Annotated in this window: 20 protein-coding genes; 9 read left to right on the top strand and 11 right to left on the bottom strand. The window is 75.0% G+C overall.

Annotation, left to right across the window (positions count from 1 at the left end):
* Window positions 1-106 precede the first annotated feature (106 nt).
* Entirely contained in the window at window positions 107-859 is a 753-nt protein-coding gene (locus NUM_RS34330) for a hypothetical protein (RefSeq protein ID WP_207129105.1), read from the top strand.
* Between the two features lie 131 nt (window positions 860-990).
* The gene (locus NUM_RS34325) at window positions 991-2,223 is read left to right on the top strand and encodes a glycosyltransferase (protein ID WP_207129104.1); all 1,233 of its coding nucleotides are present in this window, start codon (window positions 991-993) and stop codon (window positions 2,221-2,223) included.
* Between the two features lie 187 nt (window positions 2,224-2,410).
* On the opposite strand, the gene NUM_RS34320 is transcribed toward NUM_RS34325, so the two are convergent.
* Entirely contained in the window at window positions 2,411-3,253 is an 843-nt protein-coding gene (locus tag NUM_RS34320) for a LysR family transcriptional regulator (protein ID WP_207129103.1), read from the bottom strand.
* A gap of 72 nt (window positions 3,254-3,325) precedes the next feature.
* Here NUM_RS34320 and NUM_RS34315 point away from each other — a divergent pair, with 72 nt between their 5' ends.
* The 4 genes from NUM_RS34315 to NUM_RS34300 all read left to right on the top strand — a co-directional run bounded on the left by NUM_RS34315 (window position 3,326) and on the right by NUM_RS34300 (window position 7,494).
* Window positions 3,326-4,543 (top strand): MFS transporter, encoded by a 1,218-nt coding sequence (locus tag NUM_RS34315; RefSeq protein WP_207129102.1) that lies wholly within the window; start codon window positions 3,326-3,328, stop codon window positions 4,541-4,543.
* A 121-nt stretch (window positions 4,544-4,664) separates the two neighbouring features.
* On the top strand, window positions 4,665-5,015 hold the full coding sequence (locus tag NUM_RS34310; protein WP_207129101.1) for a GatB/YqeY domain-containing protein: 351 nt from the start codon (window positions 4,665-4,667) through the stop codon (window positions 5,013-5,015).
* Between the two features lie 227 nt (window positions 5,016-5,242).
* A complete protein-coding gene (locus tag NUM_RS34305) occupies window positions 5,243-6,262 on the top strand; it encodes a LacI family DNA-binding transcriptional regulator (protein ID WP_225919039.1) in 1,020 nt (339 codons plus the stop codon).
* Between the two features lie 38 nt (window positions 6,263-6,300).
* Window positions 6,301-7,494 carry a beta-1,3-glucanase family protein gene (locus NUM_RS34300; protein ID WP_207129099.1) on the top strand — a complete coding sequence of 398 codons (1,194 nt, stop codon included), beginning with the start codon at window positions 6,301-6,303 and terminating at the stop codon, window positions 7,492-7,494.
* Window positions 7,495-7,642: 148 nt separating this feature from the next.
* On the opposite strand, the gene NUM_RS34295 is transcribed toward NUM_RS34300, so the two are convergent.
* The 6 genes from NUM_RS34295 to NUM_RS34270 all read right to left on the bottom strand — a co-directional run bounded on the left by NUM_RS34295 (window position 7,643) and on the right by NUM_RS34270 (window position 13,283).
* The gene (locus tag NUM_RS34295) at window positions 7,643-8,443 is read right to left on the bottom strand and encodes an SAM-dependent methyltransferase (protein WP_207129098.1); all 801 of its coding nucleotides are present in this window, start codon (window positions 8,441-8,443) and stop codon (window positions 7,643-7,645) included.
* 307 nt (window positions 8,444-8,750) lie between these two features.
* Entirely contained in the window at window positions 8,751-9,983 is a 1,233-nt protein-coding gene (locus tag NUM_RS34290; RefSeq protein ID WP_207129097.1) for a hypothetical protein, read from the bottom strand.
* Window positions 9,980-10,579, bottom strand: coding sequence for a SigE family RNA polymerase sigma factor (locus NUM_RS34285; RefSeq protein ID WP_207129096.1), 600 nt, complete (start codon window positions 10,577-10,579; stop codon window positions 9,980-9,982). Before NUM_RS34285 ends, NUM_RS34290 begins: the two co-directional genes overlap by 4 nt.
* A gap of 290 nt (window positions 10,580-10,869) precedes the next feature.
* Window positions 10,870-11,844, bottom strand: coding sequence for an FAD-dependent oxidoreductase (locus NUM_RS34280; protein ID WP_207129095.1), 975 nt, complete (start codon window positions 11,842-11,844; stop codon window positions 10,870-10,872).
* Between the two features lie 275 nt (window positions 11,845-12,119).
* Complete coding sequence (locus NUM_RS34275) at window positions 12,120-13,124, bottom strand: DNA polymerase ligase N-terminal domain-containing protein (RefSeq protein ID WP_207129094.1); 1,005 nt, start codon at window positions 13,122-13,124, stop codon at window positions 12,120-12,122.
* A 54-nt stretch (window positions 13,125-13,178) separates the two neighbouring features.
* Window positions 13,179-13,283 carry an LPXTG cell wall anchor domain-containing protein gene (locus tag NUM_RS34270; RefSeq protein ID WP_207129093.1) on the bottom strand — a complete coding sequence of 35 codons (105 nt, stop codon included), beginning with the start codon at window positions 13,281-13,283 and terminating at the stop codon, window positions 13,179-13,181.
* On the opposite strand from NUM_RS34270, the gene NUM_RS34265 reads away from it, so the two are divergent.
* The 3 genes from NUM_RS34265 (at window position 13,273) to NUM_RS34255 (ending at window position 14,697) form a co-directional block, all read left to right on the top strand.
* The gene (locus tag NUM_RS34265) at window positions 13,273-13,533 is read left to right on the top strand and encodes a hypothetical protein (protein ID WP_207129092.1); all 261 of its coding nucleotides are present in this window, start codon (window positions 13,273-13,275) and stop codon (window positions 13,531-13,533) included. The genes NUM_RS34270 and NUM_RS34265 overlap by 11 nt on opposite strands.
* Before the next feature lie 266 nt (window positions 13,534-13,799).
* Window positions 13,800-14,039: a hypothetical protein gene (locus NUM_RS34260; protein ID WP_207129091.1), complete on the top strand. Its 240-nt coding sequence runs from the start codon at window positions 13,800-13,802 to the stop codon at window positions 14,037-14,039.
* Window positions 14,040-14,112: 73 nt separating this feature from the next.
* Window positions 14,113-14,697 (top strand): dihydrofolate reductase family protein, encoded by a 585-nt coding sequence (locus NUM_RS34255; RefSeq protein WP_207129090.1) that lies wholly within the window; start codon window positions 14,113-14,115, stop codon window positions 14,695-14,697.
* A gap of 195 nt (window positions 14,698-14,892) precedes the next feature.
* On the opposite strand, the gene NUM_RS34250 is transcribed toward NUM_RS34255, so the two are convergent.
* From NUM_RS34250 to NUM_RS34235, 4 genes are all read right to left on the bottom strand, one after another.
* Complete coding sequence (locus NUM_RS34250; RefSeq protein WP_207129089.1) at window positions 14,893-15,330, bottom strand: SRPBCC family protein; 438 nt, start codon at window positions 15,328-15,330, stop codon at window positions 14,893-14,895.
* A 44-nt stretch (window positions 15,331-15,374) separates the two neighbouring features.
* Window positions 15,375-16,481, bottom strand: a complete 1,107-nt coding sequence (locus tag NUM_RS34245) for a S1 family peptidase (RefSeq protein WP_207129088.1) — start codon at window positions 16,479-16,481, stop codon at window positions 15,375-15,377.
* Window positions 16,482-16,973: 492 nt separating this feature from the next.
* Window positions 16,974-19,763, bottom strand: a complete 2,790-nt coding sequence (locus NUM_RS34240; RefSeq protein WP_207129125.1) for a DUF5682 family protein — start codon at window positions 19,761-19,763, stop codon at window positions 16,974-16,976.
* Between the two features lie 20 nt (window positions 19,764-19,783).
* Window positions 19,784-20,899 carry an ATP-binding protein gene (locus NUM_RS34235; protein WP_207129087.1) on the bottom strand — a complete coding sequence of 372 codons (1,116 nt, stop codon included), beginning with the start codon at window positions 20,897-20,899 and terminating at the stop codon, window positions 19,784-19,786.
* Window positions 20,900-20,904: the final 5 nt, after the last annotated feature.

The following is a 20,904-nucleotide window of genomic DNA, read 5'->3' as shown; positions in this document are numbered from 1 at the left end:
GGCGGCGGTACGGGCGAGCCGGCGCGCCACCGACGATCGGCGCCGGGCGTGTAACGGGTGCGTCAGTCGATGGCGCGATCGCCTCGACCACCCCGAAAGGCACCCGATGAAGCTTCGTAACTTCGCCGTCGCCGCGCTGTCCGGCGCCGCGCTGGCGCTCACCGCGGCGGCGCCGGCGCTCGCGGACGACCCCAGCCCCAGTCCCAGCGCGAGCCCGGCACCGAACGGCACGATCGCGGTGTCCGCCGCGTTCGACACGAAGGTGGCCTACGCCGGCGACACGGTGACCCTGACCGTCACCTCGCGCCAGTCCTCCACCGCGAACGCGGCCGGCAGCTTCGCGCTGTACTGGACGGGTCCGATCAGCTTCACCGGGCACGGCAACGACGGCACCTGCAAGGCCAACGCCTCGTACGTGTACTGCCCGGAGACGACCGACCGGCTGCTCGTCACCGACACGTTCACGTTCACCGTGGCCGGGCCGTTGCAGCACAACGTGGTGGCCAGGATGCAGGTGAAGGCGAGTTCCGGCACCCAGTTCGCGCGCACCACCGCGGCGCTGAACACCTGCGTCGACGTCCCCCCGTCGCCCTCGCCGTCGGAGTCGGCCTCGGACTCGCCGTCCGCCTCGCCGAGCGACGAACCGACCTCGCAGTCGCCGTCGGCGTCGGCGTCGCCGTCCGGCTCGGCGTCCGAGTCGCCGTCCACCGAGCCCAGCGTCACGCTGGCCGCCGGTGGCAGCGGCGGGCTGCCGGTGACCGGTGCCTCGCTCGGCCTGATCGGCGGTGCCGCGGCGGTACTGCTGGCCGCCGGTGCGGTGCTCACCGTGGCGGCCCGGCGCCGCCGCAGCCACTCCTGACGCCCGCAGCCGCACGGCCCCGGTACCCGGACCCCCGGTGCCGGGGCCGTGCCACGTCCGGCCGGCAGCCGGCCGCGCGGTACGGTGCGGCAGATCGTGGGAAGCGATGGCGGCATGAGGCTGGTGGCGGCATGAGGCTGGTGGCGGCGACGTACGGCACCGAGGGCGACACCCGGCCGGTCGCCGCGCTCTGCGCCGCGCTGCGCGACGCCGGCCACGACGTGACGCTGCTCGCCGACGGCGGGACGTTGCGCAGCGCCCAGGAGCTCGGCGTGCCGTGCGGGCCGTTGGCCGGCGACATCCGCGCCGTACTGCGGCCGGGCAGCGACGTGGCCACCGCGGTGGCCCGGCGCAATGGCCTGCAGTCCACCACCAGGGCGCTGGCCCGGCTCGCCAACGACAACACCGGCGCCTGGCTGGACCAGGTGCTCGCCACCGCGGCGGGCTGCGACGCGCTGATCGTCGCCGGTCTCGCCGCGTACGTGGGGTTCTCCGCCGCGGAGAGGCTCGGCCTGCCGGCGGTCGGCGCCGGGATGATCCCGCTGACCGCCACCGCGGCGTTCCCGTCGCCGTTCCTGCCGCCGCGGCGGCTGCCCGGCCGGCTCAACCGGGCCAGTTACCGCCTGGTCGAGGCCGTGCTGTGGCGGTCGTTTCGCGGCGCCACCGACGCCGCGCGCGCATCGGTCGGCCTGGGGCCGGCACGCAAGCCGTGGGCCGGCCATCCCATGTTGTACGGGATCTCGCCGACGTTGCTGCCGCGCCCGGCGGACTGGCCGGCCGACGCCCGGCTGTGCGGGCAGTGGATCCGGCCCGCCGGCGAGTGGTCGCCGCCGACCGCGCTGGCCGAGTTCCTCGCCGCCGGCGACGCGCCGATCTACGTCGGGTTCGGCAGCATGGCCGGGTTCGACCAGCGTGCCCTGCTCGACGTCGTGGTCACCGCCGCGGCCGGCGAACGGGTGGTGTTCGCGCCGGGCTGGAGCGGCGCCGAGGCGCTGGAGCTGCCGGCGAACTTCTGCGTCGTCGGGGACGTCCCGCACGACTGGCTGTTTCCCCGTACCGCGCTGGTGGTGCACCACGGCGGCTCCGGCACCGCGCACTCGGCGGCGCGGGCCGGGGTGCCGTCGGTGGTGCTGCCGTTCGCCGCCGACCAGTTCTTCTGGGCACGGCAACTGCAACGGCTGGGTACCGCGCCCGGCGCGAGCGGCATCCGCCGGATCACCGCCGCCGGGCTGGCCCGTGCGATCGCCGCCGCCCGTACCGCGAGGTACCGGGACCGGGCCGCGACCGTCGGCGCGGCGATGCGCGCCGAGGACGGCCTCGCCGCCGCCGTCGAGGCGATCCAGACCCTGCTCGCCACCAGGTAGCCGGCCCGCGGTGGCGCGGGCTTCAGCCGGTCCGCACCCGGACCGCCCGCCGCTCGGACCGCCAGCCGCTCGGACCACCCGCCGCTCGCCGCTCGGCCGCTCGCCGTTCGGTGCTCGGTCGTTCGGTGCTCGGTCGCTCGGTGCTCGGTCGCTCGGTGCTCGGTCGTTCGGTGCTCGGTCGTTCGGCTCAGATCATCCGGCGCAACACCGTCGCCACCGCATCGATCAGCGGATCGCCGTCGGTGCCCGGATGCCGGGTCAGGCCGAGCTCCACGTCGGGCAGTGCCGGCAGGGCGAGCGGGTCGTGGCAGACCATGCCCGGTTCCAGGTTGGCCGGCAGCAACGCCGAGACGCCGAGCCCGGCCCGCAGCGCGGCGAGCACCCCGACCAGGCTGTCGCTCTCGAACGCGACCCGCCAGCGCCGATCGACCTGCGACAGCGCCTCCAGCACCGAGGTACGCCAGGTGCAGGTGCCGGAGAACAGCACCACCGGCAGCGGATCGGCGGTCAGCTCGACGCCGTGCCCGACCGCCCAGGCGAGCGGGCGACGCACGGTCCACCGCGGTGGGCCCGGCAGGTAGGGCAGCTCGTCCAGGACGAGCTGGACCCGGCCCGCGTCGTACGCCTCGCGCATGGTGGCGCTGGACAGGCTGAGCACCTCCAGCGTGGCGGCCGGGTGCAGCCGGGCGAGGTCGGCGAGCGCCTGCGGCAGGTGCGAGGCGGCCAGGTCCTCCAGCAGCCCGATGCCGCAGTGGCCGCTGAGCGCGTGCCCGGTCTCGGCGAGCGCCTGGGTGGCGAGCGCCAGGATGCGCTCCGCGTACGGCAGGAGTTCCTCGCCGGCGCGGGTGGGCGCGACGCCCGCCGGCGAGCGGTGCAGCAGCGGATGGCCCACGGTGCGTTCGAGCCTGCGCAACTGCTGGCTGAGCGCGGGTTGGGTCTGGCCGAGCAGGGTCGCGGCGCGGCTGATGCTGCCGGCCCGGACCGAGGTGACGAACGAACGCAGCAGCGCCGTCTCCAACTCTCGCGCCATAAGGAACAGTTATACCACGCCCAACCAAATCACCAGTTCCTTTGAGCACCGAGCTGATCTAGCGTCGCGTACGTGACCGGATACCGACAGGTGCTCGCGGTGCCGGGCCTGGCACCGCTGCTGGCCGTCTCGCTGCTCGCCCGGATGGCGATCACGGCGGCCGGGATGGCGCTGACCCTGTACGTGGTGCTCGGGCTGCACCTCGGCTATGCGGCCGCCGGCGCCGTCCCCGCGGCGCTCACCGCCGGCCTGGCGCTGGGTGGTCCGCTGCTCGGCCGGCTGATCGACCGGCGCGGCCTGCGTACCGCGCTGCTGGCCACCGTGGTCCTGCAGGCCGGGTTCTGGCTTGCCGTACCGGTCCTGCGGTACCCGGTGCTGCTGGGCGCCGCGTTCGTCGCCGGCCTGCTGATGGTGCCGGCGCAGGCGGTGACCAGGCAGGCGATCGCCGCGCTGACCGCCGGCCCGCAGCGCCGGCCGGCGTTCGCGCTGGAGTCGGTGCAGGGCGAGCTGTCGTACCTGGTGGGGCCGGCGGCGGTGATCCTCGCCGCGGCGACGCTGTCGCCCGCCACGATGGCGTGGGGAGTCGGCGGCGCCATCGTGGTCGGCGGCGTCGCGATCGCCGCGCTCGACCCGCCGTTGCGCGCCCCCGACGAGGCACCCGCCGGCACTGCCCCACCGCGCCGGCGGGAGTGGCTCGGGCGCGGGATGGTCGCCGTCCTGGTACTGGCGTTCGGTACCGCCCTGCTGCTCGGCGGCATCGACCTCGCCATCGTCGCCACCCTGCAGCAGGCCGGTCAGGTCTCCTGGGCGTCGCTGGTGGTCGCCGTCTGCGGCCTCGCCTCGGTCACCGGCGGACTCTGCTACGGCGCGCTGAGCCGGCCGCTGCCCGGCCGGTTGCTGCTCGGCCTGCTCGGCGTCGCGACCGTACTGGCCGGGCTCGCCCACGGTTGGCCCTGGCTGTGCCTCGCGGTCGTCGGTACCGGCCTGCTCACCGCGCCGACACTGTCCACCGTGTCGGACGCGGTGAGCCGGCTGGCCCCGGCCGGGGTCCGCGGCGAGGCGACCGGGTTGCAGGCGTCCGCGATGAGCGCCGGCGTCGCGCTCGGCGCCCCGGTCGTCGGGTGGGCGGTCGACGCCTCGGTACCGGCGGCCGGCTTCGCGGTGGCGGGCCTCGCCGGCATCGCGGCGGCCCTGGCCGGCCACCTGCTGTCCCGCCGGACCCGCCGACCGCTCGCCGCCGCTTCCGGCGCGGCGACACCGGACCGCGACCCGTGCCGGGTCGGGGCCTGAGCGCCCTCAGCCCGAACGCCCGGCCGAGCCCCACCGACCGAACGGGGCGCGCGGCCGGCGCCCGCGGTACCGCCGGAATGTCGTTGCCCGGAGGCGGGGACCGCGGTTAGCGTCCCGGCTCATGCGAACCACCATGCGCCGCGACCTGACCACCGCACTCAAGGCCCGGGACCGGGTCGCCGTCTCGGCGCTGCGGTCGGCCCTGGCCGCGATCGACAACGCCGAGGCGGTACCGGCGCCGGACGCGCGGATGTCCAGCAGCGAGCACGTGGCGGGCGCGGCCGTCGGCGTCGGGTCGGCCGAGGCGGCGCGCCGGGAGCTGACGCCCGACGACCTGCACGCCATCGTCGCCGCCGAGGTGGCGGAGCGGGTCGACGCCGCGACCGGGTACGCCCGGAGCGGGCGGCAGGACGCGGCCGACCGGCTGCGCGCCGAGGCCGACGTGCTCCGCCGGTACCTGCGGCCCGAGTAGCCGGTCGGCGCGAACGACGAACCGGCGTCGAGCGGCCGACGCGTCACCGCGACCCGCGCGTCGTGCAGCCATGCCTGGCGTCGGTTGCCGGCGCCCGGCGGAGTCACCGCGACGGATGGGCCCGGTGCACGGCGCACGATCGGGGCCGGGTAGGGGTTGACACGGTTCGGTAAGGGTTCTTTACTGGGCCGGAAGCGCTTACGTCGGTTATGTCGGGAGTGCGTACTGTGGACATCGACGAGTTGGCCCGCCGCAGCGGCGTCTCGGCCGCGACCGTGTCGCGCGCGCTCAACGGCCGTCCCGAGGTCAGCGCCGCGACCCGGGCCCGCATCGTCGCACTCGCCGCCGAACTCGGCTACCGCCCGAACGCGTCGGCGCGCACCCTGGCCAGCCGCCGGTCCGAGCTGATCGGCCTGCTGTGGGACACCGACTACCGCAGCGGCGGGCGGCAGCACCCGTTCCTGCAGGAGGTGCTGATCGGGCTCAAGGCGGCGCTCAGCGACCGTGGCCAGGGGCTCATCCTGCTGCCGATCGTGCCACCCGACGACGAGGCCGGCTACGTCCGGCTGGCCCGGCAGTACACGCTGGACGGCATCGTGATGATGGGGGTCGACCAGCACACCCCGCAGGTACGCGCCCTGCTGGCGACGCCGATCCCGTGCGTCGGGCTCGACCTGGCGCTGGACGGTCCGCGTACCGCGAGCGTCGGGTCGGACAACCGGACCGCCGCGGCCGACGCGGTGGCGCACCTGCATGCGTTGGGGCACCGCCGCATCGCCACCATCACCGGCCCGCTGGACCTGTGGCCGGCGGCGGAACGGCTGGCCGGCTACCGGGCCGAGCTGGCCCGGCGGCGGCTGCGCCGTCGGCCCGAGTACGAGGTGGCCGGCGACTTCTTCGCCGCGTCAGGCGCGGCCGGGATGCGCCGGCTGCTCGACCTGCCCAGCCCACCGACCGCGGTGTTCGTGGCCGGTGACGCGATGGCGGTCGCGGCGATGCAGGCCGCGACCGACACCGGCCGTACGGTGCCGGGCGACGTCGCGGTGGTCGGCTTCGACGACATCGACGCCGCCGCGATGGTCCGGCCCGGCCTGACCACGATCGCCCAGGACTACCGGCGCTTCGGCACCACCGCGGCCGCGGTACTGGCCGAGCTCGCCGCCGCGCCGACCACCGACGAGCCCCGCTCGGTACTGCTGCCGACCCGGCTGGTGGTCCGCGAATCCAGTGGCAGCACGGCAATCTGACAGGTCCCTTGTGGACAATCAAGCGAAAGGAGCGGGCCATGTCCGACACCCCCGTACCCCGCCGGTCGCTGCTGCGCGGCCTCGCGCTCGGCGCGGTCGGCGCACCGCTGGTCGCCGCGTTCGGCGCGCCGTCGGTGGCCGCCGCCGGTACCCGGCGACGGTTCGCGGACGGCACCCTGCCGGTCACCGTCACCAACGAGTCCGGCAAGGCCGGCAACGACGCGATCAAGCTGTACGTGGTGGGCACCGACCTGGCCACCGGCGCCCAGGCACACGCCGACGCGAACGGCAACCTGATCCCGGTGTCGTTGTCCGACAACGGATCCGACGGCTACACCGACTACTCGATCCCGCTGTCCGGCAGCGGTGACACGACGATCGCGCTGCCGCACATGTCCGGCCGGATCTACTTCGCGCTGGGCGAGCCGCTGAAGTTCAAGGCGGTGCCGGACGGCAACGGCAACCCCGCGCTGGCGTACCCGGCCGGCTGGGTCGAGTCGGATCCGAACTACCCGGTGCTGCACGACTTCTTCGAGTTCACCTACGACGGTTCCGGGATGCACTGCAACAACACCCAGGTCGACATGTTCAGCGTGCCGTCGTCGGTGCACCTGGTCGGCGCGTCCGACCAGACCACCGGGACGCTGGCGGCTGGTGGCCGCGGCGCGATCTTCGCCGACCTGTCCGGTCAGGCCGGGTTCGGCTCGCTGGTGCTCGACGACCTGCGCGTGATCGCGCCCGGACACGGCATCGAGGTCGGCCGGTTCGCCGGCGACTACTTCGACGGCTACATCAACGACGTCTGGTCGAAGTACACCGGCGAGACGCTCACCGTGCACACCGGCAGCGCCGACCGCACCGGCCGGGTCTCCGGCGGCGTGTTCACCTTCGACGGCGGCGTCGCACCCATCTCCAAGCCGAGCACCTCCGACGTGTTCTTCTGCGCCGGCGCGCTGGCCGCACCCAACGACGGGCTGACCGGCCCGGTGGCCGCGGCGCTCGGCGCCGGCTTCAACCGCTCCACCCTGCTGGCCTCCGCCAGCCAGCCGACCGACGACCCGGCCGGCTTCTACGCCACCGACCCGACCAACCACTACGCGCGGGTCATGCACGCGCACATGACCGACGGCAAGGCGTACGGGTTCCCGTTCGACGACGTCGCCGGCTTCGCCTCGTACATCGAGGACGGCGCGCCGACCGCCCTGCACCTGACCCTCACCGCCTTCGGCTGACCCCGCCCGGCGGCGCCCGGCCCGCGCAGCCCGGCGCCGCCGAGCCGGCCCCGGCGAACGACGACCGGCCGGACCGCCGGATTCGCGGCGTCCACGGCGTTGAGGCCAGGCCGCCGTGGTCCGCGGGGCCGGGGCGGGCCGCCGCCGGTCAGCGGCGCGCGGCGATCGCGGCGTACGAGGCGGACCGGTCGGCCTCGGTCCCGTCGGCGATCGTGTCGGGATGCCAGTCGCCCAGCCGCACCAGGCCCGGCGGTACCAGCGGGAACCCGTCCAGCAGCGCGGCGATCTCCGCCTTCGACCGCGGGTACAGCCGATCACTGGTGTGCTGGTAGAGCGACCGGACCTGCTCGCTGTGCTCGTTCGGCGTCACGTGCGAGATCGCCAGGTACGAGCCCGGCACGGTACGGGACAGGTAGTCGGCGACGAGCGCACCGGGCCGCTGCTCGTCGGCGAAGAAGTGCAGCACCGACACGAGCAGCAGGGCGATGGGCCGGTCGAGGTCGAGCAGCCCGGTCACCTCCGGCGAGCCGAGCACCGCCGCCGGGTCGAGCAGGTCCGCCTGCAGCACCGCGACCCGCGGCGCGTCGGCCAGCAGCAGCTCGCTGTGCGCGACCGCGACCGGCTCGGTGTCCACGTACACCACCCGGCTGTTCGGGTCCAGCCGCTGCGCGATCTCGTGCACGTTGCCGGCGGTCGGGATGCCGGAGCCGAGGTCGAGGAACTGGTCGATGCCGGCCGCCGCCAGCCACCGCACCGCGCGCTGCAGGAACGCCCGGTTGGCCCGGGCGATGTCGCGGATCTCCGGCGCGATGCTCAGCAGCGTGTCCGCCAGCTGCCGGTCCGGTTCGAAGTTGTGCGCGCCGCCGAGAAAGTAGTCGTACATCCGGGCCGCGTTCGGGCGGGAGTCGTCCACCCCGTCCGGCGTCCAGTCGGAGCCCTGTCCGCTCATCGTCCGCCTCCGTCGTGCCCGACCACGGTGACCGAGCAGTCACCGTACCGACGGTAGCCCGTGCGCCGCCACACCGGTGCGCGCGGTCCCGCACCCGGCACCGGTACGACCGGCAGCGGGCGCGGGACAGCGACCGCTGCCGGCGCCGTGGCGGACCGGCGGCCGCTGCCGGGCGGCTCGGGCGGCCAGTTCCGGCGCCGGACGGCCCGGGCGGCCCCGGTTCCGACGCCGGGCGGGTGCGGCGGCCGCCGCCGGCGCGGATGCGGCGGCCGCCGCCGGCGCGGGCGGTGGCCGGATCCGGGCGGGGTCAGCGGACCGCCGCGCCGTCGAAGACCAGCAGGCTGTCCCGGTTCGCCGGGTCGGGCCAGGCGACCAGGCAGGTCTCGTGATTCAGCAGCACCGTCGACCGGGCGTCGTAGCCGGCCAGCCGCCCGGTCTTGATGTCCCACAACACGTTCCGGTCGCCGTACATCGCGTCGACGAACCGGCCGCCGCCGAACCGGCCGCTGGCGACCAGATACCTCGGTGCCGAGACCGTGCGCCCCACCGGTTCGGGCCCGAGCAGCGTCGCGCGGTCACGGAGGTTTCCGATGCACCAGTCCGGCACGCAGTCGCGAGTCCACATGCCGGCCGCGGAGAAGGTACGCCGCGCGCCGGTCACCAGGTTCGTCGACACCACCGCGTGCCGCGATCCGCCGGGGTCGGTCAGGTTGCTCGCCCACGGCCAGGAGGTCAGGTGCAGACCGCGGCCACCCGGAACGGGCTCCGACGCTCCGTTGCCGGACAACGGGATCCGCCGCACGCCGTCGGTGCCGGTGTAGACCAGCCAGCGATGGTCCACCAGGTTCAGCTCGGTGATCCCGAGCTCGCCCGGCACGGTGGCGAGCAGCCGCTCGTGGCCGCCGGCCAGGTCGGCCGCGACGAACTCGGTGACCTTCCTGCCGCGGGCGTCGGTGCCCTCGGCGTTCCAGGCCACCGTGCGGTCGTCGGTGGCGAAGCCCTGCGGGAAGTACCCGCTGAGCCGGCCGACCGGTGCCAGGTCGGCGACGGCGGAGAACGTCTCGTTCCGCAGGTCGTAGCGCAGCAACGCGCTGGTCCGCTCTCCGCCACCGGACTCGGCGACGAGAAGCTGGTCGGCACCAAGCACGCCGACCGGCAGCACCTTCGCGCCGCCCGGCGCCGTCGCCGGCATCCGCTCGATCGCCGCCGGCCAGGTCCGCTGCACCGACCGTACGGTCGGTGTCGCCGGCGGCGCGATCGGCGCGACGATCCGTGCCGGTGTCGGAGTGGCCACCACGGTCGCCGGTGGCAGCCCGCGATCGCGAGCGGCGGGCCGCGCGAGCTGCCAGCCACCCACCAGCACCGCCAGTACCGCCAGTACCGCCAGGGCGAGCCCGCCGGACAGCGCCGCGCGCCGGGTTCGCCGGCGGCGGCGCACCCGCCCTTCGATCCGTTCCCACATCCCGGCCGGTACCTCGATCGTGACGTCGCCATGCCGGCGCAGCGTCCGGATCAGGTCGCGTTCCAGCAGGTCGCTCATCGTCCCTCCACCACCTTCTGCGGCTCGGCGGCCGGGGCCCACGCTGCCCGCAGCTTGGCCAGCGCGCGATGCGCCTGGGTGCGGACCGTGACCCGGGCGACGCCCAGGATGTCCGCGATCTCGTCGTCCGACCGGTCGTCGTGGTAGCGCAGCACCAGCACCGCACGCTGCCGCGGCGGCAACACCGCGAGCTGGGCCCACAGGCCGCGGTCGTCGGCGACCCGGCGCAGCGCCACGTCCTCCTCGACCGGCTCGGGCGGCTCGGCCACCACGCGCTCCCGGCGCAGCCGCCGCCATCGGCTGATGTGCAGCCGTACCATCGTGGTCCGCACGTACGCCTCCGGGTCGGTGCGGCGCCGCACCCGGCGCCAGGACACCCGCAGCCGGGCGAACGCCTCCTGAACCAGGTCGGCCGCGTCGTGCGGGTTGCCCGCCAGTACGTAGCCGTACCGCAGCAACGCCTGCGAGCGGCGCCGGTAGAAGTCCTCGTACGCGTCGTCGGGCTCGTCGGCGCCGGGGCCCGCCGGGGCGGCGCGGTCCGGTACGCCGTCGCCCGGTTCACCGCGGTCGCCCGGCGCGGCGCGATCTGCGCTCATTCGGCCACCTCCCTCCCGTCACCAGGACGCGACAGCCCGCCGTACTGTTGCACCGGCGCCGGCACGGCGAGCGCCCGGCGGCTCCCCGGCGGGTGGCGCCGCCTCCCATCCGCCGGGAGCCAGCGCGCCGGCGGATGATGTCGGCTCCCCGGCGAGCGCCGCCTGCGCGCGGGCCCGGCGGCGCTTCGCGGTCCCGAGGCGTTCGCGGGGGCGGCGGTTCGCGGGTGCGGGCGGTTGGGGGGTGCGGCGGCAGCTTCCGCGCGGAAGGTGCCGCCCGCGGGCGGGTGGCGTCAGGTACCGGGGCGGGCAGCGGTGGCGAGCCGGGCGGCGGCGCGGGCGCAGCCCCACGACAGCGCCACCCCGTTGCCACCGTGGCCGTAGTTGTGCACGCAGCGTGCCGCGCCGAGCGACTCCGCCTCGACCCGTACCGCGGGCCGGTCGGGGCGAAGGCCGGTGACCGTCTCGATCACCTCGGCGTCGTGCAGCCGCGGCTCGATCGCCCGGCACCGGCGCAGGATCCGCGCGCCGAGCTCGGGGTCCGGCGTGGTGTCCCAGCGGTCCGGGATGCTGACGCCGCCGCACACGATCCGGTGCGGATGCGGGAAGAAACTGGTCCACTCGGTGCCGGTGGCGAGCTCCAGGAACAGCTCGTCCAGGCCCGGGTTGGTCAGCACCACGTGCTGGCCGAACACCGGCCGCAACTGCCGGTCGGCGGCCAGCTCGCGGGCACCGAGACCGGCGCAGTCGAGTACCACCGGGGCCACCGCCGCGGCCTCGGCCAGCGAGTCGACCCGGCGCCGTTCGATCCGGCCGCCGGCCGCGGCGAGCCGTTGCGTGAGGTAGCCCAGGTAGCGCGGCATGTCGATCAGCGGCATCGTGGCCCGGATGCCGGCGGCGAACCCGCCCGGCAGCTCGGCCGGGTCCGCCGGGCGCAGCTCCGGTATCAGCCCGACCTGCGGCGGCAGTTCGCCGGCGGGTGGCAGCGCACCCACGGTCAGCGCGGGAGCCAGCCGCACCCCGGTGGCCGGATCGCGCGCCAGCTCGCGGAAGACCCGCAGCGAGTCCCCGGTCCAGGCCAGCGTCTCGGCGACCGGCTCGGTGAACACCGGGCCCCACAGCGCCCCGGCGACCGCGGAGGTCGTGTCGGGCGGCGACTCCGCCGCCCACACGCGGACCGGATGGCCCGCCTCGGCCAGGCAGATCGCCGTGGTCAGCCCACTGACCCCGGCGCCGACCACGACCATCTGCTCCGGTACGGCTGTCATCCCGACACCGTACCGGCGTCGCGCCGCCCGGGATGCGTTCCAGCCGCCGCCCGACCGAGTCGCCCGAGCCGAGTCGGGCCGCGCCGAGCTGGGCCGGGACCGGCCGAGCTGGGCCGAGTCGGAGTTGGCCCGGGCAGGGCTGAGCCGGCCGGGTTGAGCCGAGCTGAGTCGAGTCGGGCCGGGCCGGGCCGGGCCGGGCCGGGACATGGTCGGGCCGGGCCATGGCCGGGCCATGGTCGGGCGGGGCCGAGCTGGGTCGGGCCGGGAAGGCAGTGCTATGCGGAGATGCGCTTCCAGGCGGCCGAGGTCGTGCCCGGCCGGTACGGGGCGTCGCGGCGCTTGGCGACGATGCCGGGCAGGCCGCGTTCCCGGGCCGTCGCGCGCACCGCGGCCGGGTCGTCGAACCGGGGTGCGAGCTGGCAGCTGCCACCCCACCAGGGCAACGCGTCGAGCCGGTCCCACCGCTGCTGCTGCGGCCACCCGGTCAGGTCGACCCCGTCGTCGTACAGCAGGTCGAAGCCGACGAACACCGGGTCGGCCGCGAGCGTGACCAGTTCCCCGTCCAGTACCGCCGGGCGCGCGCCCATCCGGCGGGCCGCGCGGGGCAGGCCGGCCGGTGCCCGGATCTCGCTGCCGTCCGCGGCGTGCAGCCGGATCCGCCCGCCGGACACGAACGCGATCGCGCGCTCGCCACCCCAGTCGAACTCGTAGGAGTACCGGTCCCGATCCCGCGGCGGGTTGGCCTGCCGGACCGGCTGCATCGGCTCGACCGTGTCGGGCATCGGCACCCGGTCCGGGTCCTGCGGCGGGTCGAGCCGGCGGATCAGCCAGTTCCTGCCGTCGGTGGCGAACAGCGCGTACCGGCCGCGCACCCGGCTGCCGGCCAGCGTCACGGTGACCTTGTCGGCGCGCCACTCCTCGGTCTGGTACGTCCCGGCGTCCCAGACCGTCATCGTGCCGCCGCCGTACTCGCCGGCCGGGATCGTGCCCTCGAACGTCGAGTACTCCAGCGGGTGGTCCTCGGTGTGCACGGCGAGCCGGTTGACCCCCGGCTCGGCCGGCAGCCCGCGCGGCACCGCCCAGGACACCAGCACGCCGTCCCGCTCCAACCGCAGGTCCCAGTGCAGGCTGGTGGCGTCGTGCTGCTGGATCACGAACGTGTCGTCGTGCCCGCTGGCGGGTGTCGCGGTGGGCATCGGCTCCGGCGTGCGGGCCGGGTCGCGACGCCGCCGGTACTCCCGCATCGGCCGGTCGGTGTCGGCGCCGCGCCGTCGCGCCATCCCGTGCCCCCTCACCGGCTCGGGCGCGTCAGGCGCCCTACCGTCAGGGTACGGTCAGGCGCGGCGACGGCGGGCCAGCAACCAGACGCAGCCGCCCGCGGCGAGCAGCGCCACGGCCACCGCGACGAGCACCCCGACGCCGCCCCCGGTGACCGGCAACGTGGGCGTCGACGGGCTGGTCGACGTCACCGGCGTGCTGACCGACGCCGACGGCGACGCACTGCCACTGGCCGAAGCACTGCCGCTGGGCGACGCACTGCCGCTCGGCGACGGGCTCGCGCTGGTGGTCGACGGCGAGGGGCTCGGCGACCCGTACCCGCCGGGCGCGGACGGGCTGACCGAGCCGGGCGCCGACGGACTCGGCGAACCGTACCCACCGGGCGTCGGCGTGCAGGACGACCGACCGTAGCCGCCGCTGGCGCAGGTCGGTGACGGACTCGCATGGCCGGCGGCGGGCGACCCCAGTGCGAGGACGGTACCGGTGGCCAGTGCGGCCACCGCCAGCGCGCGGGACGTACGCATGCTTCTCCTTGATCGGGCCCTTGATCTCACCGAACGCAACGAATCGATCCCGCTATGGTTACTGAGGGTCGACATATCGCCGCCATCGGTCGGACCTCGGCGCGACTGGGCGAATTCGGCACCGATGGGTGGCGCGGTCGGCAGGAAGCGGGCGTGCCGCGTGGTGCTGAGGTCGGGCTGCGCACCCGACGCGAGCCGGACGTCGCGATCCTGCACGCCGAGCGGTACGACGACGACCGCACGGCGCAGCTGGGCATCTCGCCGCACCCGGGCCGGTTCGCCACCGAGCCCGGCCCGCCCGAGCGGTGGTCGCCGCGCCCCGCCCGCCCGGACGGTGCGCGCCGGTTCGCGTGGACGGTGCGCACCGGCCCACCGGACGGTGCGGGCCGATGAGTTCCGCCGACACCGGTCGTCTGTTCGGAGGCACCCGCCGGGTGACGGCCGGCCGCGAGTTTCGGGAGGAACCATGCGTTCGATCAGCGCCACGATGTTCATCAGCCTGGACGGGGTCGTGCAGGGCCTCGGCCGGCCGGACGAGGACACCCGCGGCGGGTTCACGCACGGGGGCTGGGGGCCCCGGTACACCGACGAGGTGATGAGCCGGGAGCTCGGCAAGGGCATGGCGCGGCCCGGCGACATGCTGTTCGGCCGCCGTACCTGGCAGGACTTCACCACCGCGTGGGGGCGGGCGACCGATGGCAACCCGTTCAGCACGCACATGAACGCGGCCACCAAGTACGTGGTGTCCCGCACGCTGCCGGACGCGAACGCCTGGCAGAACTCGATCCTGCTGCGCGGCGAGGCGGTCGACACGGTCGCCGAGCTGAAGGCGCGGCCCGGCAGGGACCTGAGCATCAACGGCAGTGCGTCGCTGGTCCGCAGCCTGCACGCGGCCGGCCTGATCGACCGCTACACCCTGCTGATCCATCCGCTCACGCTGGGCAGCGGGATGCGGCTGTTCGACGGTCCCGCGCCGCTCACCGAGCTGGAGCTGACCGGCAGCGTGACCACCGGTACCGGTGTGATCATCGCGCACTACCGCCGCCGCTGAACTCGATACGAAGCACCGAGCCGCGGCCGGCGTGATCCGGTGACCAGCCGGGCCGGTCGTCGGCCGGTTCAGCGGTCGGCCGGGCCGGTGGTCGGCCGGTTCAGTGGTCGGCCGGGCCGGTGGTCGGCCGGTTCAGCGGTGGTCGGTTCAGTGGTCGGCCGGGCCGATGCGCGGCCGGTTCGGCGGTCGGACGGTTCAGTGGTCGGTGGCCAGCAGGGCCGCGAGGCGGTCGAGGTCGCGGCGCAGCGTACGGGCGAGCAGCGGCCGCAGCACCGGCGCGAGCAGCCGCTGCGCGCCGACCGGCCGTACCGTGGCGCGCAGCGTCACCCGCGCCGACCGCGCGCCGAGCGGCCGCACCGTCCGACCGCCGTGCGCGACCAGGCCCGAGGTGGTACGCCAGGCGAAGCCGCGCCCCTCGTCGACCTCGGTGACCAGCCCGCCACTGCGGTAGGTGCGGCCGGCGAACCGCAGCACCTCCGCCGTGGTGGTACCGACGGTGACCGGGCCGGATGGCTGCGGCGCCATCGTCGACACGCCGTGGCGCCACCGCGGGTCGTGGCCGTAGTCGGCCACCACCGCCCAGGCCCGTTCGGCCGGCACCGGCACCTCGCGGGCCGCCGACACCTCGATCATCGACACACCCTACGACGCGACCGGCAGCGGCGTGGACAGGGCGGTCACGGCACCGGCCGGGTTGCGGCCGTCACCACGCAGGCGACCCGCTGACCGGCCAGGTCCGCGCCCAGGGTGAGCGTGTCGGCGTCGGCGCCCCCGATCGGTGTGGGCAGCTCGAACGGCCCGGCCCGCGTCACCGTCGCCCAGCCGTACCCGATCGACTCGGGCCGGTCGCCCCGGGAGCGGCTCCACACCGGTGGCGCGCAGTGCAGCGTGCCGCCCACCGTCGCCGATCCGGTCACCTCGGGCGCACCCGCCGGGTACGGTTCGAGCGGAAGGCGCGGCGCGAACAGCCACCGCCGCAGGCCGGTGGTGTCCGCGGCGTACTGCGCCGACGGTGTACCGCAGGCCTTGCCCGCGGTCTCGCCGCCGAAGCTGAACAGCCCGACCAGCCGGGGCCGGCCCTCCGTCCAGGCCACCAGCGGGCTGCCACTGTCCTGGAAGCAGCCGGTGACGCCGGTACCCGCGGTGTCCTGCGCGCACCACACCGACGGCGTGTCGACCGTGCCGGGCGTCCCCGCCGTACAGTCGTTGGGGCGCAACGTGGTCAGGTCACCGCGGTGCAGCACGTCGTCGCGGAAGTCCGCCCCGGCGTGCCCGGTGGTGCCGTGCGCGAACAGCGACACCTCGGTACCGGCTGCGGGTCGACGGTCGGCCACCGGCAACGGCGCGATGTCGGTGACCGGGCGGTCGAGCAGGATCACGGCGAGGTCGTCGGCGGCGGTGGAGTCGTTCGGGTCGTCCGGGTTCGCCGGCGACGGGATGATCCGGTAACCGGGCCGGACGCTGACACCGCGGATGCGGCGCGTCTCCCCCGGGTCGGTGGACAGCACCCGCGCGCCGACGTGCACCTCCTGCCCGCTGGGATCCACCTGGTCCACGCAGTGCGCCGCGGTGACCACCCGGTCCGGCGCGATCAGCGCGCCCCCGCAGCCGGCCCGCTGCAGCAACGAACCGTCCCCGGCGAGCGCGAGGGTGGCGACCCACGGGGCCGGATCCGGTGCCGGCACCGGTTGCCCTCCGGACATGGCCGCCGCCGGGCCTGCCACCAACACCGTCGCCACCGCGACCGCACCGGCCGCCACGGCCGGCATCCGTCGTTTCCTCATGGGGACCGACCCTAGGAGCCGGACCCGGCCGCGCGCATCGAACCAGCGAGCGAACTCCGGTCCACCGCCCGGCGTACGGGTGTACCCGCAGGCGTCATCCCCGACCATGACACCGTCCGTTGTGGACAGAGCGTGGTCCGGCCCGGCCCCCGGTCGCGCCGTCCGCCCCGACGGTCGTCGCGGACGGCTCGGCGGCGAGCCGGGCCGCTGCCGCCTGCCTGCCGGAGTCCGGCGAGCTCTGGCAGCACCGGCGCGCCCGGCCGGAGCCGCCAGTCCGCCGAGGCACGCAAGGTCCGTCGGCGGCGGCACCCCCGCCGGAGCACGCGAGGTCCGTTGGCGGCGGCACCCCCGCCGGAGCCACCACCCGCCGAAGCCCGAGGGCGGCGGTGAGGCAGGCCGAAGCCGCCAACCCGCCGGGCCCATCGGAGCCCGACGGCGGCGGCGAGCCCGGCCGGAGACCCCACCGGCCGGGGGCCCCGGTCGGTGGGCGGCTCAGTCGAGCAGGGCCGCGACCGCGGTGGCGGTGGCGGGATGCTCGGTGAGCAGCCCGGCCGGTGGCACGGATACGGTGCCGTGCCAGGGATCGGTGCTGCCCAGCAGGGCGGCGACGGCGTCGCAGCTGTCCGGCCGCTCGGCCAGCAGCTCGACCGCCGGCCCCGCAACCGCCGGTACCGCTGGGATCGGCGCCGGCGGCGTCTCGGCCCACGGCGGGGTCCAGGTGTCGAGGGCGCGCAGCGAGCCGGGGAAGGTACGACCCGCCTCGCGCACCAGCAGCGGCATCAGCTCGGCCGCCTCGGCCCGCAGCGTGGTCAGCAGGGTCGGCAGCCAGGGCAGCAGCACCTCGTCGGGCAGCCGGGCGAACGCGCCGGACAGCGCCTCGACCACGAACCCGGTCAGCCCGGGCGCCGGGTCGAGCGCCTGCACGAACCCGCTCAGGTACGCCGGGAAGGACGGCACCGTCAGCGGGTTGCCGAGCAGTTCGTCGCAGCGGGACCGCAGGTCGGCCAGGGTGAGCAGGCCGAGTTGGTACCGCGCGGCCCAGAGCAGCGCGATCGTGGCGGGCGTCTCCGGGTGCGACTGCGCCACCGCCAGCTCCAGCTGGGCCCGGTCGCAGCCGAGCGACAGCGCCAGGCTCTCCATGCTGAACAGGAAGCCCAGCATGGCGGCGACCTGCCGGACCGAGGTCTCCTCGTCGACGGTGGCGACCGGCAGCAGCGTGCAGTAGTGCGCGTAGCCGGCGGTGACGAACTCCTGCACCCAGCCCGGCAGCGTCGGCGCGACGCCCCGGTAGTAGGTGAGGAGCCGGCGGATGCGGCGCAGCACGTCGGGGGCGCCGGCGACGGTGCGTTCGGCGGCGAGCAGGCTGACCGCGCGGGCGCCGAGCTCCTCGGTGAACCGGCGGTTGGCCAGGAACAGGATCGAGTCCTCGACGGCGGCGAGCGCGGTACCGGCGGTGGCGGTGGGGTCCCAGGCAGCGCGGCGCAGCCGCTGTTCGAGCACCTGCTCGACGGTGACCCCGTCGTAGCCGAGCTCGATCAGCGAGCGCTGGTTGCGGCCCAGCGCCAGGTCCCAGCTCTCCTGCACCGAGCTCTCGCCGAGCGTGCGCTCGCCCATGATCGGCCGGACGGTGCCGTCCGGCAGCAGCCGGCGCAGCAGCCACAGCAGGTCCGAGCAGGGCCGCAGCTCGGGCTGCGCGGCCAGGTCGAGCAGCGCGCGCTTCTGGGTGCGGGCGGTCAGGTCGAGGCCGAGCGGGGTGAGCCGGTCGTACACGTCGCGGGCCAGTGGCGGCAGCGCGTCGTAGCCGACGCGGCCGATCCGGTCGCCGCCGAGCAGGATCCCGCACAGCGTCGCGACGTCGCGACGGCCGGGCACGGTGTCCTTCTCGATGCAGGTGACGGCCGCGTCGGAGAAGTCGTACGGGGTGGGTCGGTGCCGGCCGCGGATGCCGGCGAGCAGCATCGAGGTCTCGAACACCGCGATCGCATCGGCGGTACTGGCCAGGTATCCGTTGCGGCGGGCCAGCCGGACCAGGTCGACGCACCAGCCGCGCAGCTCGTCGTCGTCCAGCCCGCCGGGCCGGGACGGCGCGGACAGGAACTCGGACAGCATGTCGCCGCCCGGCTCGGCCGGCGCCGTCGCCGTGGTCACCCGTGGCGTGGAAGCCTTCGCCGTCTTGCCGGACTTCGCCGAACTCAGCCGGTACGGCCGGACTGCCCCGCGGCCGCTGGTGGCGCGGGACCAGGTGGCCGCGGCGATCGACACCGAGCCGGGTGCGAGCCCGAACTGCGCCTCGATCGCCGAGTGGCTGGACGGGATCAGCCCGTAGAGCCAGCTCGTCTCGGTGCGCGGCCCGATCTCGTACGCCGCGGTCGAGTCGACGCCGAACTGGTCGACCCGGGTCGCCGCGTGGAACGCGCCGCACACGTACAGGCAGTCGCCGATGTCCACAGTGGACTGTGAGTGGTGCGCCCGGATCCGGGTCCACATGTACCGCTCGCGCGCCTCGTCCTCGGCCAGCCGGCCGGGGTCCGGGGTCAGCCGCCGGAACAGGCTGCCGATCAGCACCATGACCTGCCGGTACGTCTCGTGGTCGGCACCGACGAGCGGCTGCTCGACGTACTGGTCCCACCACTCCGACCAGTGCCGCACCTTGCCGTGGTGCAGCAGGAACGCCTCCAGCTCGGCGAACCGTGGGCGCAGGTCACCGAGCTGCACGCCGACCGCGTCACCGTGCAGCGCCGGCTCGGCCGACGCCGGCTCGGATGGCTCCGCCGCGGAACGCTCGGGCGGCTCGGCCGTGGAGCGCTCGGGCGGCTTCTGCTGGAACACGTGGTCGGCCGAGTGGTCCACGCAGACCAGCTCGACCCCGGGCGTGGTCAGCGCGTAGGAGATCGCCTGGTACTCGGCGGACGCCTCGGTGATCGGTGCGATCACCGACAGCGGGCCCCACTCGGCGGGGAACCCGTCGAGCTCCGATGCGTACGCCTGCAGCGCGACCGGCAGGGTGCAGTTGGCCAGCTCGCCCAGCAACGGCTGCAGATCCTCGCACAGCTCCAGGTAGATCACCTTGGGCTGCTTCGCGCGCAACCGCCGGGCCATCGCCACCGCGGACGCCGGCGAGTGGTGGCAGACCGGGAAGATCTCCAGCGCCTCGCGCAGCGCCCGGTCGACGTCGTCGACCAGCCCGGTCAGGATCTCGGCCGCGACCTCGCCACCGCCGAACTTACCGGCGGCGTCGTGAAGCTGGCCGCGCAGCGCCGCGAACGGCGCTTCGGCCGGCATCCCGCTCCCGGCAGCGCCGGTCATGACAGCGTCGCGATGGTGTCGCGACCACCGTCCAGGAACGCCGGCCACTCGCCGCCCTCGGCCTTGCTGCGCGGCTCGACCACCCCGTGCCAGTACTTGTTGAGGATCGCCAGGTCCTCCGGGCTGCGCCGGGCCAGCGAACCGACCAGCGAGGAGGCGAGCCGCTGCGCGGTCAGGGTGCGGTCGCCGAAGAAGTGGCTGGACAGGATCGCGTCCTCCAGCACGCCGATCTGCTCGGCGGTGGACAGCGCCGACTCCAGCTTCTCGTCGTCGCTGGCCGCCGACTGCGCCGCCGCGCGCAGGTCGGCGAAGCTCTGCAGCAGGATCGACAGCAGCGACGGCGGCACGTCCAGCTCGATCGCGTGCCGCTTCAGCAGCTCCTCGGTGCGGAACCGGACGATCTCGGTCTCGCTCTTCTTGTTCGTCACCACCGGAATGCGGACGAAGTTGAACCGCCGCTTCAACGCCGACGACAGGTCGTTGACGCCCCGGTCCCGGCTGTTGGCGGTGGCGATGATGGAGAAGCCGGGCTGGGCGAACACGATGTTGTCGTCGTCCAGCTCCGGGATCGACACGTACTTCTCGGACAGGATCGAGATCAGCGCGTCCTGCACGTCGCTGGTGGAGCGGGTCAGCTCCTCGAACCGGCCGATCACGCCGCGCTCCATCGCGGTCATGATCGGCGACGGGATCATCGACTCGCGCGACTGCCCCTTCGCGATCACCATCGACACGTTCCACGAGTACTTGATGTGGTCCTCGGTGGTACCGGCGGTGCCCTGCACGACCAGCGTCGAGTTGCGGCAGATCGCCGCCGACAGCAGCTCGGCGAGCCAGCTCTTGCCGGTCCCGGGGTCGCCGATCAGCAGCAGACCGCGGTCGGAGGCGAGGGTGACGATCGCGCGTTCGACGAAGCTGCGATCACCGAACCACTTCTGCGGTATCTCGCGCTCCAGCCCGTCGGCGCGCTCGGAGCCGAGGATGAACAGCCGCACCATCTTCGGCGACAGCCGCCACGAGAACGGCTTGGGCCCGTCGTCCACCGACTCCAGCCAGTTCAGCTCGTCGGCGTACTTGACCTCGGCGGGCGCGCGCAGCAGGTCGTCGGTCACGATGT

Source organism: Actinocatenispora comari, from assembly GCF_017312725.1.
In the GTDB taxonomy this organism is placed as follows: Bacteria; Actinomycetota; Actinomycetes; order Mycobacteriales; family Micromonosporaceae; genus Actinocatenispora; species Actinocatenispora comari.
This window is presented reverse-complemented; position numbering and strand designations above follow the sequence as displayed.

Excerpts from the sequence above, each read along its gene's own strand:
- NUM_RS34255 (WP_207129090.1), top strand. The coding sequence starts at position 14,113 with ATGCGTTCGATCAGCGCCACGATGTTCATCAGCCTGGACGGGGTCGTG.
- NUM_RS34320 (WP_207129103.1), bottom strand. The coding sequence starts at position 3,253 with ATGGCGCGAGAGTTGGAGACGGCGCTGCTGCGTTCGTTCGTCACCTCG.
- NUM_RS34240 (WP_207129125.1), bottom strand. The coding sequence starts at position 19,763 with ATGCCGGCCGAAGCGCCGTTCGCGGCGCTGCGCGGCCAGCTTCACGAC.
- NUM_RS34285 (WP_207129096.1), bottom strand. The coding sequence starts at position 10,579 with ATGAGCGCAGATCGCGCCGCGCCGGGCGACCGCGGTGAACCGGGCGAC.
- NUM_RS34295 (WP_207129098.1), bottom strand. The coding sequence starts at position 8,443 with ATGAGCGGACAGGGCTCCGACTGGACGCCGGACGGGGTGGACGACTCC.
- NUM_RS34280 (WP_207129095.1), bottom strand. The coding sequence starts at position 11,844 with ATGACAGCCGTACCGGAGCAGATGGTCGTGGTCGGCGCCGGGGTCAGT.
- NUM_RS34275 (WP_207129094.1), bottom strand. The coding sequence starts at position 13,124 with ATGGCGCGACGGCGCGGCGCCGACACCGACCGGCCGATGCGGGAGTAC.
- NUM_RS34310 (WP_207129101.1), top strand. The coding sequence starts at position 4,665 with ATGCGAACCACCATGCGCCGCGACCTGACCACCGCACTCAAGGCCCGG.
- NUM_RS34250 (WP_207129089.1), bottom strand. The coding sequence starts at position 15,330 with ATGATCGAGGTGTCGGCGGCCCGCGAGGTGCCGGTGCCGGCCGAACGG.
- NUM_RS34245 (WP_207129088.1), bottom strand. The coding sequence starts at position 16,481 with ATGAGGAAACGACGGATGCCGGCCGTGGCGGCCGGTGCGGTCGCGGTG.
- NUM_RS34290 (WP_207129097.1), bottom strand. The coding sequence starts at position 9,983 with ATGAGCGACCTGCTGGAACGCGACCTGATCCGGACGCTGCGCCGGCAT.
- NUM_RS34325 (WP_207129104.1), top strand. The coding sequence starts at position 991 with ATGAGGCTGGTGGCGGCGACGTACGGCACCGAGGGCGACACCCGGCCG.
- NUM_RS34330 (WP_207129105.1), top strand. The coding sequence starts at position 107 with ATGAAGCTTCGTAACTTCGCCGTCGCCGCGCTGTCCGGCGCCGCGCTG.
- NUM_RS34300 (WP_207129099.1), top strand. The coding sequence starts at position 6,301 with ATGTCCGACACCCCCGTACCCCGCCGGTCGCTGCTGCGCGGCCTCGCG.